Annotated in this window: 8 protein-coding genes; 7 read left to right on the top strand and 1 reads right to left on the bottom strand. The window is 36.2% G+C overall.

From position 1 onward, the window contains the following. Positions 1 to 226: 226 nt before the first annotated feature. The 5 genes from KMW28_RS23580 (at position 227) to KMW28_RS23600 (ending at position 11,181) form a co-directional block, all read left to right on the top strand. Entirely contained in the window at positions 227 to 2,155 is a 1,929-nt protein-coding gene (locus tag KMW28_RS23580; RefSeq protein WP_169661940.1) for a glycoside hydrolase family protein, read from the top strand. Between the two features lie 252 nt (positions 2,156 to 2,407). Then, on the top strand, positions 2,408 to 5,944 hold the full coding sequence (locus KMW28_RS23585; protein WP_244994587.1) for a family 78 glycoside hydrolase catalytic domain: 3,537 nt from the start codon (positions 2,408 to 2,410) through the stop codon (positions 5,942 to 5,944). 85 nt (positions 5,945 to 6,029) lie between these two features. Further along, positions 6,030 to 8,711 (top strand): glycoside hydrolase family 2 TIM barrel-domain containing protein, encoded by a 2,682-nt coding sequence (locus tag KMW28_RS23590; protein ID WP_169661938.1) that lies wholly within the window; start codon positions 6,030 to 6,032, stop codon positions 8,709 to 8,711. 25 nt (positions 8,712 to 8,736) lie between these two features. After that, positions 8,737 to 10,191, top strand: coding sequence for a sulfatase (locus KMW28_RS23595; protein ID WP_169661937.1), 1,455 nt, complete (start codon positions 8,737 to 8,739; stop codon positions 10,189 to 10,191). A gap of 3 nt (positions 10,192 to 10,194) precedes the next feature. Continuing rightward, on the top strand, positions 10,195 to 11,181 hold the full coding sequence (locus KMW28_RS23600) for a Gfo/Idh/MocA family protein (RefSeq protein WP_205958099.1): 987 nt from the start codon (positions 10,195 to 10,197) through the stop codon (positions 11,179 to 11,181). Positions 11,182 to 11,235: 54 nt separating this feature from the next. Here the strand turns inward: KMW28_RS23600 and KMW28_RS23605 are convergent, their stop codons facing one another. Beyond that, positions 11,236 to 12,711: a sulfatase family protein gene (locus tag KMW28_RS23605; RefSeq protein ID WP_169661936.1), complete on the bottom strand. Its 1,476-nt coding sequence runs from the start codon at positions 12,709 to 12,711 to the stop codon at positions 11,236 to 11,238. A gap of 240 nt (positions 12,712 to 12,951) precedes the next feature. On the opposite strand from KMW28_RS23605, the gene KMW28_RS23610 reads away from it, so the two are divergent. Beyond that, on the top strand, positions 12,952 to 13,671 hold the full coding sequence (locus KMW28_RS23610; protein WP_169661935.1) for a hypothetical protein: 720 nt from the start codon (positions 12,952 to 12,954) through the stop codon (positions 13,669 to 13,671). A gap of 57 nt (positions 13,672 to 13,728) precedes the next feature. After that, positions 13,729 to 14,571, top strand: a complete 843-nt coding sequence (locus tag KMW28_RS23615; protein ID WP_169661934.1) for a hypothetical protein — start codon at positions 13,729 to 13,731, stop codon at positions 14,569 to 14,571. Positions 14,572 to 14,688: the final 117 nt, after the last annotated feature.

Genomic DNA, 14,688 nt, shown 5'->3' on the forward strand with positions numbered 1-14,688 from the left:
TCATCAGATGATATCATGTATAGTGTGAACAAACAACTTATTAAATCTTAGAAATCATTGGTAGAGTAATGCTTTTTCTTGAGTTAAAGCATTACTTCTTCCTATTTACAGACTAACTGATGTGTGTTTATAACATTATTTGTCAGGAATACTTAAGCTTAATGGGACTACAGATTTGTGAAAATGATACTGGAAATTATTAGTGTAATATAAAATATAAACTATCTTGAAACGAAGAAATTTTTTAATTAACTCCGCAATGCTAGGAGTGGGTTTAGGTTTACCTTTGGGGTCCTTGTTTACGTCGTGTACCAATGGACACGGAAGCAATAAGACCGATTTAGATTTTAAAGACTTTTCATTCAATCTATTAAAGAAATGGTGTGATGGTATGATCGCAATACAAATTGATAAGCCTGAAGACCCGAAATTACATGGATTAATGGAATGTCCTGCTTGTGAGGTGGTACATGCAAGATTACAAGATGCAGTCTATCCTATGTTTTACATGGCTAAAGCTACAGGAGATAAAAAATATGTAAAAGCAGGGATTAATGCATTTGAATGGGCGGAAGCCAATGTGAGTTTACCTGATGGGAGTTGGACGAATGATCTTAATCCGAAGTCTTGGAATGGAACGACTGTTTTTGGGGCGATTGCTCTAGCAGAAACACTTAAACATCATGGGGATTTATTGGATGAGGATAGAAAAGATCAATGGACAAAGCGTTTAAGTAAAGCGACTGATTTTATCATCAAGAAATTTCCGAAAGTAGATGCCACCAATGTGAACTACGGAGGAACAAATATATATGCACTTTACTTGATTGGTGATTTATTGGATGAACCAAAATATATCAGTAAGAGTAAAGCATTAGCGGAAGAGATAAAAACCTACTTTACTAACCCGAATGGCTTATTGTATGGTGAAATAAAACCTTCAGCACATAAGTTAAGTGCAAAAGGTTTACCGGGAGTAGACCTTGGGTATAATGTGGAAGAAACCTTAAACAGCTTGGCATTATACGCTCATGAAACCAAGGACAAAGAATTATTGAAGTTGGTGACAAAATCGTTGAATAGTCATCTACAGTTTATGATGCCTGATGGTGGTTGGGACAATAGTTGGGGAACGAGAATGTTTAAGTGGACGTATTGGGGAAGCCGTACTTGTGATGGTTGTCAGCCAGCTTACAGCATTTTGGCGAACTCCAATCCATCTTTTGGAACAGCTGTTATTAGAAACACAGAACTGTTAGATCGATGTACAGATAATGGACTTTTACATGGAGGAATGCACTATGTGTCTCATGGAATAAAACCATGTTTGCATCATACATTTACCCATGCGAAATCATTAGCATACATGTTGGATAATTGGAGTCATTTACCCAATATAAATGATAAAACACCATTACCGCGTGCAGCATCAGAAGGGATTGATTATTTCGAAGAATTAGATACGGTGTTGGTATCAAGAGGTAATTGGAGAGCAACGGTAACGGCTTATGATGCAGAGTATTATCACAAAAAAGATCTTCGTCAAGCTACTGGGGCCTCTCTATCGACATTGTATCATAACAAATTAGGATTGATCTGTGCTGCAAGTTTGGCAGTGTATAGACAGATGGAGCCTTTAAATCAGCAAGATGCCCCAGGAAAAGATATTGCCCTAACACCACGCATAGAAACTTTTTCTAATAATGTATGGTACACCAACCTATTCGATTTAGAAGCATCATTCAATACAAAAAATGATGACTATTTGGTCGCCGTGGAAGGGGCGGTGCAGTTAAAAAACGAAAGCAGACAAAAAGTAAAAGATACAGCAAGTAATTTCAAAATCGATTATCAGTTTACCTCAGATTATTTGAGAATCATCGCTGAGACTGACCAAGAAATTGAAAAGAAAACAGCTTTTGTGTTACCGATTATCTCGCCAAACGATGAGATTGTCGATCAACCTCAACCCAATATTTTAACGGTAAAAAAGTCAGGTGGATTATTGAAGATCACATCCAATGTTCCGATTAAAGTAAGGGCAACAGAAAAAAACAGAACCTTTAATATGGTCCCTGGAGTGGAGGCTATTCCATTGGATTTATTTTTTGATAAAGCACAAAAGACAATTGAAATAAAAGTAGAAGTAGTTTAAAAGTTGAAAATCATAGTGTAGTAAAACATAGAGTATAAACCAACATCGCCATCGTTTAGGAGCTTCTCCTTTTCGATGGTTTTTTTATAGATTATACCTTTTTGATATATCATAAAGTACTTTAACTTCTTGGAAAAGGGGTGTTTGTCAGTGAGTTGGACGAATTGACATTCAAATCGGATTTTTTTTCAGTAAAAATTATTCAGTTTTAGATCAGACGAAAAAAAATGCAGACTTCTCAATTTTTTTGATATGAACATTAGAATGAAAGGGTTATTACTAATGGGCCTTTGGTCCCTTTTATTAGGAGTAAACACAAAAGCGCAAACCATAAATAAAAATAAATCAGACCAACCGAATATCATTTTTATACTTACAGATGATCAGCGTTGGAATGCATTAGGTTATGCCGGAAATAAATATGCTACCACTCCAGAAATGGACAAGTTAGCCGAACAAGGTACTTACTTTAGAAATGCCATTGTCACCACTCCGATATGTTCGGCAAGTAGATCAAGTATTTTTACTGGGGTACATGAACGTTCGCATAGATATACTTTTCAAACGGATGACATGAGAGAAGAGTATATGGAAAATGCATATCCTTTAGTACTTAAAGATGCAGGGTATTACACTGGTTTCTTTGGTAAATTCGGAGTAAAATATGCAGGCAAAGAAAAACTATTTGATGAAATCGAAGACTATGATCGTGCTTACAAGTACAAGGATTATAGAGGATATTATTATAAAACCATCGATGGAGATACGGTTCACCTGACAAGATATACTGGACAAAAAGGATTAGATTTCTTGGAGAATGTTCCAGAAGATAAGCCTTTCTCATTATCACTTTGTTTTAGTGCTCCACATACACACGACGGTGCTTCAGAGCAATATTTCTGGCAAGAAGAACCCGGTAAGCTATATCAAGATATGGATATGCCGGCTCCTGCTTTATCAGAAGATAAATACTATGAGGCATTACCTCAAATGGTAAAAGATGGTTTTAATAAAACGAGATGGTATTGGAGAGACGATACTCCAGAAAAATATCAACACAGTACAAAAGGATATTACCGAATGATCTATGGTGTAGATCAGGAAATCACAAAAATCAGAAATAAATTAGAGGAGAAAGAGTTGGCCGATAATACGGTCATCATCTTGATGGGCGACAACGGCTTTTTCTTGGGCGAGAGACAAATTTCAGGAAAATGGCTGATGTACGATAACTCTATTCGAGTTCCACTTATTATCTATGATCCAAGAGGAAAAGAACACCATGATATAGATCAGATGGCTTTGAATATCGATATCTCAGCTACTTTAGCAGATATCGCCGGAGCCGATGCACCCGAAGCATGGCAAGGTAAAAGTTTGATGTCTTTCGTAAACAATGGAGGTAAATCTTTTGATCGAGATACAGTGCTAGTAGAGCACCTTTGGGAATTTGATCACATTCCTCCAAGTGAAGGGGTGCGTACAAGCGATTGGAAATATCTACGTTACGTAAACGATAAATCGATAGAGGAATTATACTACATCAAGAAGGACCCAAGAGAAACTAAAAACCTGGCAAACAAGAAAAAGTATCAAAAGGTTTTAGCAGAGTTTAGAGCTAAAAATGATGAGTTGGCAAAACGTTATGCCGATAAATATTCGGGTGTTCCTTATGGTTTAACTGTAGAATTAATTAGAGAACCTGCACAAACAGAAATACTAGACAATCAGCCAGAATTAGGGTGGATGATTCCTCAACAAGCAGGTAAACAGAAAGGGTATCAAGTATTGGTTTCTTCTACAAAGGAGAAAGCCGAAATGAATATTGGTGATGTTTGGGATAGTGGAAATGTACGCAGTAATCAATCAACAAATATTGAAATTGATACAGTATTGTCATCTAACCAACAGTACTTCTGGAAGGTCAGAATTTTTGATCAGAACAATATCATCTCAGAATATTCGGAGATTCAAGAATTCAAGACAGGCAATTTGATGAAAAACGAAACTTCATCGAATATCTTTCAAATCGAAAACAAAACTCCGGAAGCTGAGAAATCTTTAGGTAAAGGAAGTTATTTCTTCGATTTTGGAAAAGATGCATTTGCCGCTTTAAGTATTCATTACAAAGCCACAAAAAAACATCAATTGACGATTCGATTGGGGGAAAAATTATTAGAGGGTAGAATCGATCAGAAGCCGGGAGGAACTATCCGTTATCAAGAAGTGACTTTGGAGGTGAACCCTGATCAAATGTCTTATAAAGTTCTTATCCTTGCGGACGAGAGAAATACCAATAAGTTAGCCGTGGCATTGCCCGATTCATTTCCTGTCTTGATGCCATTTAGATATGTGGAAATAGAAGGAGCAGAAGATCAATTATCTACAGAAAATGTGATACAACACGCTTACTTTGGTTATTTCGATGGAAATAGCAGTTCGTTTTCTAGCTCAGATAAGATATTAAACGAAGTATGGGATTTATGTAAATACTCTATCAAAGCCACCACTTTTGCAGGGTATTACGTAGATGGAGATAGAGAGCGTATTCCTTATGAGGCCGATGCTTATTTAAATCAGCTGAGTCATTATGCTATGGATAATGAATATGCGATGGCTAGAAAAACAATTGAATATTTCTTCGAAAGTAAACCCACTTGGCCGACAGAGTGGCAACAACATGTCGCTATGATGATGTACCAAGATTATATGTACACTGGAAACACAGAATTAATACATCGTTTTTATGAGCGTTTAAAGGTAAAAACGTTGATGGACTTGGAAGTGGAAGATGGTTTTGTAAGTACAAAATCGGAAGCTCATAATGCCGAATTCTTATTGAGATTAGGCTTCCCTGATACTACCAGAAGATTAAAAGATATTGTCGATTGGCCTCCAAAAGCGAAGAATTTTGGTGGAAAGAAAGGGATGCAACAAGGTGAGAGAGATGGATATGTTTTCAAGAGAATCAATACGGTGGTCAATGCTTTTTATTATCACAATATGAAAATCATGGCTGAATTTGCTCGCATTATGGACAAGCCTGATGAAGCCATTGATTTTGAATTTAGAGCCATTAGAGTGAAGAAATCGATTAACGAACAACTATTTGATACTGACAAAGGCTATTATGTAGACGGCGTTGGTACCGATCACGGTTCTCTACATGCTAACATGTTTTTATTAGCATTTGATGTAGTTCCTGAGAGTAGAAAGCAATCGGTAGTAGAACATGTGAAATCTAGAGGAATGGCTTGTAGCGTTTATGGTGCACAATATTTATTAGAAGCTTTATATGCTGCAGGCGAAGAGGATTATGCTTTAGAATTAATGAATGCCACTCACGACAGAAGTTGGTACAATATGATTAAGATTGGTTCGACCATCACCTTAGAAGCATGGGACATGAAATACAAAACCAACTCTGATTGGAACCATGCTTGGGGAGCTGCTCCAGCGAATATTGTTCCTAGAGAAATGTGGGGAATTCAACCTATGGAGGCAGGTTTTGGAAAAGTAAGCATCTATCCACAGTTAAGTAAATTGAAAGATTGTGCTATAGAATACCCAACGGTAAGGGGCAACATCAAAGGGTCTTATCAAAAGGTGAGTAATCGAGTGAAAAAATATACGATTGAGCTGCCGGCAAATATGGTAGGAGATTTTAAACTGAATTTATCATCAGAAGATATTGTCACTTTAAATGGTAAGACAGTGGATACCACTTTTGGATCGGTTCGATTAAATCCTGGTGTAAATCAGATTTATATCAAAGTGAACTCATTCTAAAAGGAAATAAGATAGAAAAAGGTTCAGGTATTCTAAAATTGGAATTACTTGAACCTTTTTTAATTATTGAAATGAAAACTGAATTATGAAAAGCTACCTAAAACTAAACTTACTTTTTCTTTTTTTGTGTTTGCATCAGTTAGTCAGTGCACAAACACAATACACCATTAATGCGTCTTGGCAATTTATTAAAGACGATGAAATAAGTGATGTCAACGATTTTCTATCCAAGTTAAATAAATCAGAAAATATAGATTTACCTCATACTTGGAACGATAAAGATGTGATCGATGAACATCAAGGATATTACCGAGGGGCAGGGTGGTACACTAAAACGGTGAAGATACCATCTAGTTATCAGTCAAAAGAACTCTTTTTATTTTTTGAAGGGGTGAATACTGTTGCCGAAGTGTACATCAATTCAAAGTTGGCAGGTACACATGTAGGCGGCTATACACGTTTTGTGGTGCCCATTTCAGAATGGATTCAATTCGATGAAAATAAATTGCAAACCACCTTTCAAGTGGTCGTAAAAGCCGATAATAGTTTCGATGAAATGATTCCTACTCTAACAGCGGATTTTACTTTTTTCGGAGGGATTTATAGAGATGTAAATCTAGTGGTGAAAGATAAAGTGCATTTTAATTTTGAAGATGATGCTTCTAATGCCTGTTTTATTACCACTCCTTTGGTGAGTGCATCAGAAGGTAAGGTACACCTTAAAGCAAGAATTAAAAATAGTGCTACTGATAAGAGGAAGTTGAAGTTGGTGAGTAAAATCTATGATCCAAAGCATCAATTAATCCTTGAGAAAAAAAGCAAATTACAGCTAGATCATAAAGAAAATAGAGTAGTTGATATTGATTTTGAAACCATTGCTCAACCTCTTCTTTGGAGTCCAGATCATCCCCACTTATATACTGTTGTATGCGAAATCTGGGATGCAAAATCCAATACAAAACTAGATGAAGTTACTAATCCATTAGGGTTCCGATGGTTTAAGTTTGATACCGACAAGGGATTCTTCCTTAATGGGAAACCTCTAAAATTGATAGGCACGAATCGACATCAAGATTTTAAAGGGATTGGGAATGCATTGCCTGACTATCTGCACTACAAGGATATTCAGATGATCAAAGAGATGGGCAGTAACTTTCTTAGAATATCTCATTACCCTCAAGATCAAAGTATTCTTGAAGCTTGTGACCGTTTAGGAATTCTAACGACTGTGGAAACTCCTGTGATTAATACTGTGACAGAAGACGAACAATTTGATAAAAATTGTATGAGTGCTCAGTTAGAAATGATTCGACAAAATTATAATCACCCAAGCTTGATTGTGTGGGCGTATATGAACGAAATTCTATTAAAGCCGAAGTATAAAAAAGAACCGAAGCGTTATAAACAATATACCGATTACGTCTTGCAATTAGCTAAAAAGTTAGAAGCAATTACGAGAGAAGAAGATCCTTATCGATACACAATGATTCCTAATCATAGTGGTTTGGATACCTATAAAAATGCAGGTTTAACCGAGGTACCCATGATTGTAGGGTGGAACATTTATGATGGTTGGTACGGTAGATCTTATGATGCATTGGAAGATAAACTGACGAAATTCCATGATACCGTTAAGAAACCGTTAATCATCACAGAATATGGAGCAGGAGCTGATCCTAGATTACATTCACTTGATCCTAGCAGATTTGATTTTTCGCAAGAATACGCAACGGCCTACCATCAGCATTATATAAAAGTGATCAAAAAGCTTCCTTATGTTGCTGGAGCAAACGTATGGAATTATGCTGATTTTAGTTCTGAACAAAGGGTAGATGCGGTACAGAGTATCAATAATAAAGGATTGGTGGGTATAAACCGAACACCAAAAGATGTCTATTATTTTTATCAGGCGAGTTTACTGGAATTACCATTTTTAGCTTTATCTACAAAAAGTTGGAAACGTAGAACATGTATAGAAGATGAAAATAATAAAGGAATTGCGACACTACCCGTTCAAGTATTTTCTAATCAATCTGATATTGAATTATACATTAACGGTAAAAGTATTGGTCATAAAAACGTCGAAAATTCAATAGCGACTTTTGAAGTACCGTTTACAAACGGGATCAATAAATTAAAAGCAATATCGGGAGAGGAGGAAGATTATGCTGAAGTAAGAATCGACCTTTTACCAAGATCTTTAGAGCAATTTCCTATTAATGGTTTATCAATTAATTTGGGCGATAAACGATTCTTTTATGATGATCAAATAGATCAAGCATGGGGATTAAATCAAACGTATAACAAAGGAAGTTGGGGCGCTATTGGAGGAAAATCATTTGTGCGCACCTTTAATAGAAGACAGCACCCTTATGGAACAAATCAACCTATTGAGGGCACTTATAACGATCCTATTTATCAAACTCAATTGGTGGGAATAGAACAATTTAAATTGGATGTGCCACCGGGAGTGTACGAAGTGATTCTTCATTTTGCGGAATTAGAAGGTAATCATGTAAAACATCTTCCATATGATTTAATGGACGATGAGGAGATGGATAATGAAAAAGTGAGTAGAACTTTTTCAGTCAGAATAAACGATGAATTATTGATAAATCGATTGGACCTGATGAATCAATATGGAGAATACAAAAAAGTAGAAATAAAAACGGAAATAAAGGTCAGCAACAATCAGTCAATAGACATACAATTTGATAAGATCGTTGGAGAACCGATTCTAAATGCGATAGAGATTTACAAAAAATAATAGTCATATTTTAAATGCTTCAATAATGAAACGAACAACAACACTATTTCTCTTTCTCTTTTTCTATGCCTCACTTGGTTGGGCACAAGAAAAAAACAATGTGCTTATTTTCTTAGTCGACGATCTACGACCCGACTTGGGTTGCTACGGGAATACGAAAGTAAAAAGTCCAAATATAGATAAGCTAGCAAATGAGGGCATTACATTTAATCACGCCTACGCTCAACAAGGTATTTGTGCACCTTCAAGAATGAGTATTTTAACCTCAAAGAGAGTGGATAAAATTGGGGTCTATTCCATTTTCACCCCTTTACGTTCTGTACAGAAAGACATGATGACCATGCCTCAATTCTTTAAATCAAATGGTTATAAAACCATCAGTATTGGCAAAGTGTATCATCACATCATAGACGATAAGCAAAACTGGAGTTTACATATTCCCAAAGAGTTAAATACATATGCCTCACCAGAAAATCAGCTCTTATTAGATAGTTTAAAAATTGAGGGAGTAAAAAAAGGTCCGGCATTCGAAGCGGCAGATGTTGCTGATGAAGGATATAAAGATGGAAGAGCATCCGCTTCGGCGATTAAGATCCTAAAACAGATAAAGAAAGATCCTTTTATGATGGTGGTGGGTTTAAGCAAACCTCATTTACCATTCAATGCCCCTAAAAAATATTGGGATCTTTATGACCCGTCAACATTTGATATTCCACTAAGAAAACAACCGACAGATGTGAGTACTTATGCCACCACACATTGGGGAGAATTAAGAGGTTATTATGGTATGCCTAAAGAAGGTCATCTTGATGATGAAACCACGAGAACTTTAATCCACGGATATTATGCAAGTGTAAGTTATATCGATGCACAAGTAGGAAAAATCCTAAACACCTTAGAGGAATTGGATCTAAGAAAAAACACCATTGTTGTGTTTATGAGCGACCATGGTTGGAAGCTTGGAGAATATGGGGATTGGTGTAAGCATACCAATTTTGAATTAGATACTCGAGTGCCTCTAATAATGAGTAGAGAGACCGCTTATAAAAAGAGTAAAAAAGGATTAACAAGTGATGCTCTAGTTGAAAATATTGATGTTTTCCCAACAGTAGCCGCTGCTTGTGGTTTGGATCTAACGGATGTGGATGGAAAATCTTTATTACCATTATTAGATAGGCCCAAGAAAAAGGGTGATGCAGGTGCCTACAGCCTTTACGCTAGAGGCGACAAGATTATGGGCCTAACGGTAACAGATGGCGCATGGCGATATACAGAATGGAGAGACCTGAAAAATAAGAAAATACATTCTTCAGAGCTATATGCTTGTCAACAAGATTATAGCATCCAAAATGAGAACTTGGTAGATTCAAATGATCATGAAAAGGTATTAAGTAAAATGAAGGACTTATTGTACGTAGAATACCCGAAAGATCAGTTTGATTTTCTAATTTTAAAGAAGAAATCTAAAAAGAAGAGCTAGTTCATGATGGATAAGAATAAAACTATTCGTTGGGGCATTATTGGTTGCGGAAACGTTACCGAAGTAAAAAGTGGTCCAGCATATCAATTAATTGAAGGCTTTGCATTAAAAGCTGTGATGAGGAGGGATGCCGACAAAGCAAAGGATTATGCCATAAGACATAAAGTAGATAGATTCTATTCAGATTCAGACCAATTGATACAAGATCCAGAAATTGATGCCGTCTATATAGCCACTCCTCCAGATGCTCATTTGACGTTTGCTTTAAAGGTAGCAGAAGCAGGAAAGATCTGTTGTATTGAAAAACCTTTGGCACCCTCCTTTGAGGAATGTCAAACTATCTATCAAAAATTTAAGGAAAGCAATACTCCTTTGTTCGTTGCTTATTACAGAAGATCTTTACCTCGCTTTTTAAAAGTGAAAGAGTGGTTGAAGAATCATGAAATAGGTGAGGTGAGACATGTGCATTGGAAGTTCAGTGCATCTCCAAGTGATTTAGATTTATCCGATGAATACAACTGGAGAACAGACAGAAAAATCGCTACCGGCGGACATTTTGATGATTTAGCAAGTCATGGGCTTGATCTATTGGTCTATCTATTTGATGAAATGAAAGACGTGAGTGGTTTCAGTACAAATCAACAAAATCTTTACACCTCAGACGATGCTATGACGGCATGTTGGGTACATAAAAATGGAGTTATGGGTAGTGGGTGTTGGAATTTTGGTACGCAAGAGAATGAGGACAGAGTGGAGATTCTTGGAAGTAAAGGAAGCATCGTTTTTTCTGTTTTTCATGAGAATCCAATAGTTTTAAAAAAACAAGATACTTTAGAAGAACTATTCATCGAACATCCACATCATGTACAATTACCTCATGTAGAGAACATGAAAAAAGATCTTTTCTCAGCAGATTTTAGTCATCCTTCAACAGCTAAAGATGCTGTTCATGTCAGTTGGGTGATGGATAAAATTTTAGGGAAGAATTAAACTGAAAAGAGGTTGTTTCACAATATGATGAAACAACCTCTTTTAATATATTTTTTACATTATTCTTGGCCCTTGAATAACTCCTCTCCCTTTACTAAAATCCCACCAATTAATAGCATGTTTTCTAGGATCGAGTTTATAATTATATTTCTCTAAATAGTATTCCCTAGGTTTAAACTCATCTCCAATTCTAGACATTTCTTTTTGAAGAAGCCCTTCTAAACGTTCTTGCACTTGTGCTGTTGCCTTTTGGTCAATAAGATTATTTAACTGAAGAGGATCCGATACATTATCAAACAATTGGGAAGGACCCTGTAGTGTTTTTACATAAGTATATTGCTTTGTCAGGATGCCACGGTATTCTTCATCTTTATGATTCGATCCAAAAGGACAAGCATTCATAACTAAAGCTGCTCGATCATAATTCGGATCAGGCGATTTCATCAAATTAGAGAGATCTTCACCCTCTATAGTTTCAGGAATAGAAATATCAGATAAGCCCAATAGACTTGGCAAAATATCAGGTGTGTTAATGGGCGCTTTGATAACACTTCCTGCATGATCACCAATAGATGGATATTTAATTAAGAAAGGTACTCTCACCGATTCATCCCATGGCAATTGTTTTACAAAAGGTTTCACTCCATGTGCACCTAACATTTCCCCATGATCCGATGAAAACACAACAATGGTATTTTCTTCCAATCCCAAATTCTCTAATTGTTTTAACACATTCCCAATCGCTTCATCAGTTGCAGAGATATGTGCATAATAGCCTTGCATTTCTTTTCTAGCACGCTTTTCCCATTGTGGATAAACATTTTTGGGTAATTCTAAACTGTCTTGTGGATACATATCCATAAAACGCTTGGGTGCACTTCCATGAGGATAATGAGGAGTAGCAATGGATAATACCAATAAAAATGGTCGATCATCGTTTGCATGTGCTGCTAAATATTTATTGGCATCTTCCGTAATAGCAAAAGGAGAATACTTCGGCCAATATTTGATTTCCGGATCATCATTTTCGTAGTAAGGCATTTTGTTATAATTATGAGAACATTCCAGTCCTTTCCAATAATCAAACCCTTGTCTTCTTTCTGGAGCCACATTGTTTAAACGACCGTGTCCATCTAAATGCCATTTACCATAATAGGCCGTAGAATACCCTTCTGATTTAAAAATTTCAGCCATACAAAGTTCTTCTTCCGGCAAATAGACATCGTTCACTACCATGCCAGTAGTGGTAGGGTATCTTCCGGTAAACAAGGCTGCTCTATGTGGTGTACAAACGGGAGTAACCGATACGGCATTAGAAAAGTTAATCGACTTTTTGGCTAACTGATCCAATGTTGGAGTTTTAACAGTAGTATTTCCTCCATAGGCAGTTGCCGAGGCTCTCCACTGATCGGTTAATATATACACAATGTTGGGTTTCTTCTTCGATTGCACCACAGAAGAATTACTGTGTTTCTGACAAGAGAAAATACCCATTACTACTAATAAGTTGAGAAGTAAAATTCGTTTCATTTCTAGTTTATTTTTAAAAAAGATCTCATTTATCTTGATATGACAAGAGCTGATCATCTTAAAATGTATAAATTCAATTTAAACGACAAACAATAAAAAAGTGGTCGTAAAGGTGTATTTTAAAGGTAAAATAGTCTTGCGAAAAATTAGTTGGACGATTTTACCCTTTTATTTGATTTTTGAATTGTATGCATGAATTAGATTAGTGATGTATTCAAAAAATTAATAAACACACCACTCATGAAACTCCAATTACTCATTTTTTTATTTTTAATAGGCACCTCTTGTACCGCACAAATTGATATTCAAGATCAAGCTGTAAGAAATAAAAAATTCATATTTGAAGAAAAGGATGGAATTGTAGCAGTAGAAGCAGAACACTTTTATAAGCAAGGAAAAAATGAAATTAGAGCATGGTTCCAATCAGATAGTATTTCTTCGAATGACTTAATTGATGAAGGTGTCAAATCAGCAAGTAAGAATAAATACATTCAGATCTTACCGGATACCAGAGTAACTCATGATGATGAAGTGGTGAGAGGAGAGAATTTTACGAATACGCCAGGCCAAATTGGGATTTTACATTATAAAGTAAAATTTAATGAAACAGGTCGTTACTATGTTTGGGTAAGAGCATTTAGTACAGGAAGTGAAGACAACGGAATACATGTAGGACTGGATGGAGAGTGGCCGGTAAGCGGAAAGAAAATGCAATGGAGCGAAGGGAGGAACGAGTGGACTTGGGCCAGTAAGCAAAGAACAAAAGAGGAACATTGTGGTATTCCTTATGGTATTTACTTAGATATAGAAACTGAAGGTGTACACGATATTCAATTTAGTATGAGAGAGGATGGATTTCGATTTGATAAATTCCTACTTACGAAAGACTCTTTGTATACTCCAAAAGGAAAAGATATAGAGGAAGTAATCAGTAGAGATAAATCTTTACGACTTCCATAAAAACTAACAACAAAACAATATTAACGTACATTTATTTAGGTTAGCTATAAAAATGATATGAAAAGAATTACACTAACAATATGTACTATACTTATTTCATTTATAGTAAGCATAGCACAAAATATTCAGCCACCAGCAGGTAGGTTGGCTATAGTTGCCGATGGGAATTCTCCCGATCCTGATGATTTAGGTGGGACAGCCATCTCTTTAGCATTGTTAAGTGCCACAGGTTTAACAGAAAGGTTGGTTCATTATTCCCATAGCTGTGATTTAGTGAAAGTGAAAAAGATCTCTGAAGCGGCTGAACGAGAGCGACATGCATTAATGCAAAGCAGTTGTGAAGTAACTGCCCGTAGATGGGGAGGTTTCGAATCTCTAAGATTTTTGGATGCCAAATGGAATACTGAGCAAACCATTTTCGATTTAAAAAAAGCCATCAATGCTTCTTCTAAAGAAGATCCTTTGTGGATTATCGAAGCTGGGGAACCCGATATTATTGGTTTTGCCCTTGCCGAGTCGGATCCAAAGAAACATCAATTTGTAAAAGTAATTACTCATCATCCTGCAAACGACGATGCCGGAGATTTTTACACATGGCAACAAATACTCGATTTTGGGGTAGAGGAAGTACGCATTCCAGATCAAAATACCTACTTGAAAGTGCCAATTGAGGAATTCGATTGGGCTAAAAATCACTCAGATCCAAGAGTTCAATGGCTTTGGGTAATTGGTAAAATTGCCGAAATCGATGATGTTGTCAAATTCCAAAAAGGAAGATACGATTGCTCAGATGCAGGAATGGTTTTATACTGGATTACAGGGGCAACATCAGGTGGTTTAAAAGAAGGCAAAGTAGATGATGTGAAGAGTATTTTACTCAATTTTATTGATGAGATCTAACAATAACATCATCAATTTAAAGGGGTGTTTTTATTCAAAAAAGCTTTCTAAAAGTGCTGAAAGATGGATATGGACGATTGTACTCACTTTTAATACGATTGTTCTCTTCATGATCAC

Source organism: Flammeovirga yaeyamensis (assembly GCF_018736045.1).
GTDB classification, from domain to species: Bacteria; Bacteroidota; Bacteroidia; order Cytophagales; family Flammeovirgaceae; genus Flammeovirga; species Flammeovirga yaeyamensis.

Coding starts and splice junctions, on each gene's coding strand:
- KMW28_RS23585 (WP_244994587.1), top strand. CDS start 2,408: ATGAACATTAGAATGAAAGGGTTATTACTAATGGGCCTTTGGTCCCTT.
- KMW28_RS23590 (WP_169661938.1), top strand. CDS start 6,030: ATGAAAAGCTACCTAAAACTAAACTTACTTTTTCTTTTTTTGTGTTTG.
- KMW28_RS23595 (WP_169661937.1), top strand. CDS start 8,737: ATGAAACGAACAACAACACTATTTCTCTTTCTCTTTTTCTATGCCTCA.
- KMW28_RS23600 (WP_205958099.1), top strand. CDS start 10,195: ATGATGGATAAGAATAAAACTATTCGTTGGGGCATTATTGGTTGCGGA.
- KMW28_RS23605 (WP_169661936.1), bottom strand. CDS start 12,711: ATGAAACGAATTTTACTTCTCAACTTATTAGTAGTAATGGGTATTTTC.
- KMW28_RS23610 (WP_169661935.1), top strand. CDS start 12,952: ATGAAACTCCAATTACTCATTTTTTTATTTTTAATAGGCACCTCTTGT.
- KMW28_RS23615 (WP_169661934.1), top strand. CDS start 13,729: ATGAAAAGAATTACACTAACAATATGTACTATACTTATTTCATTTATA.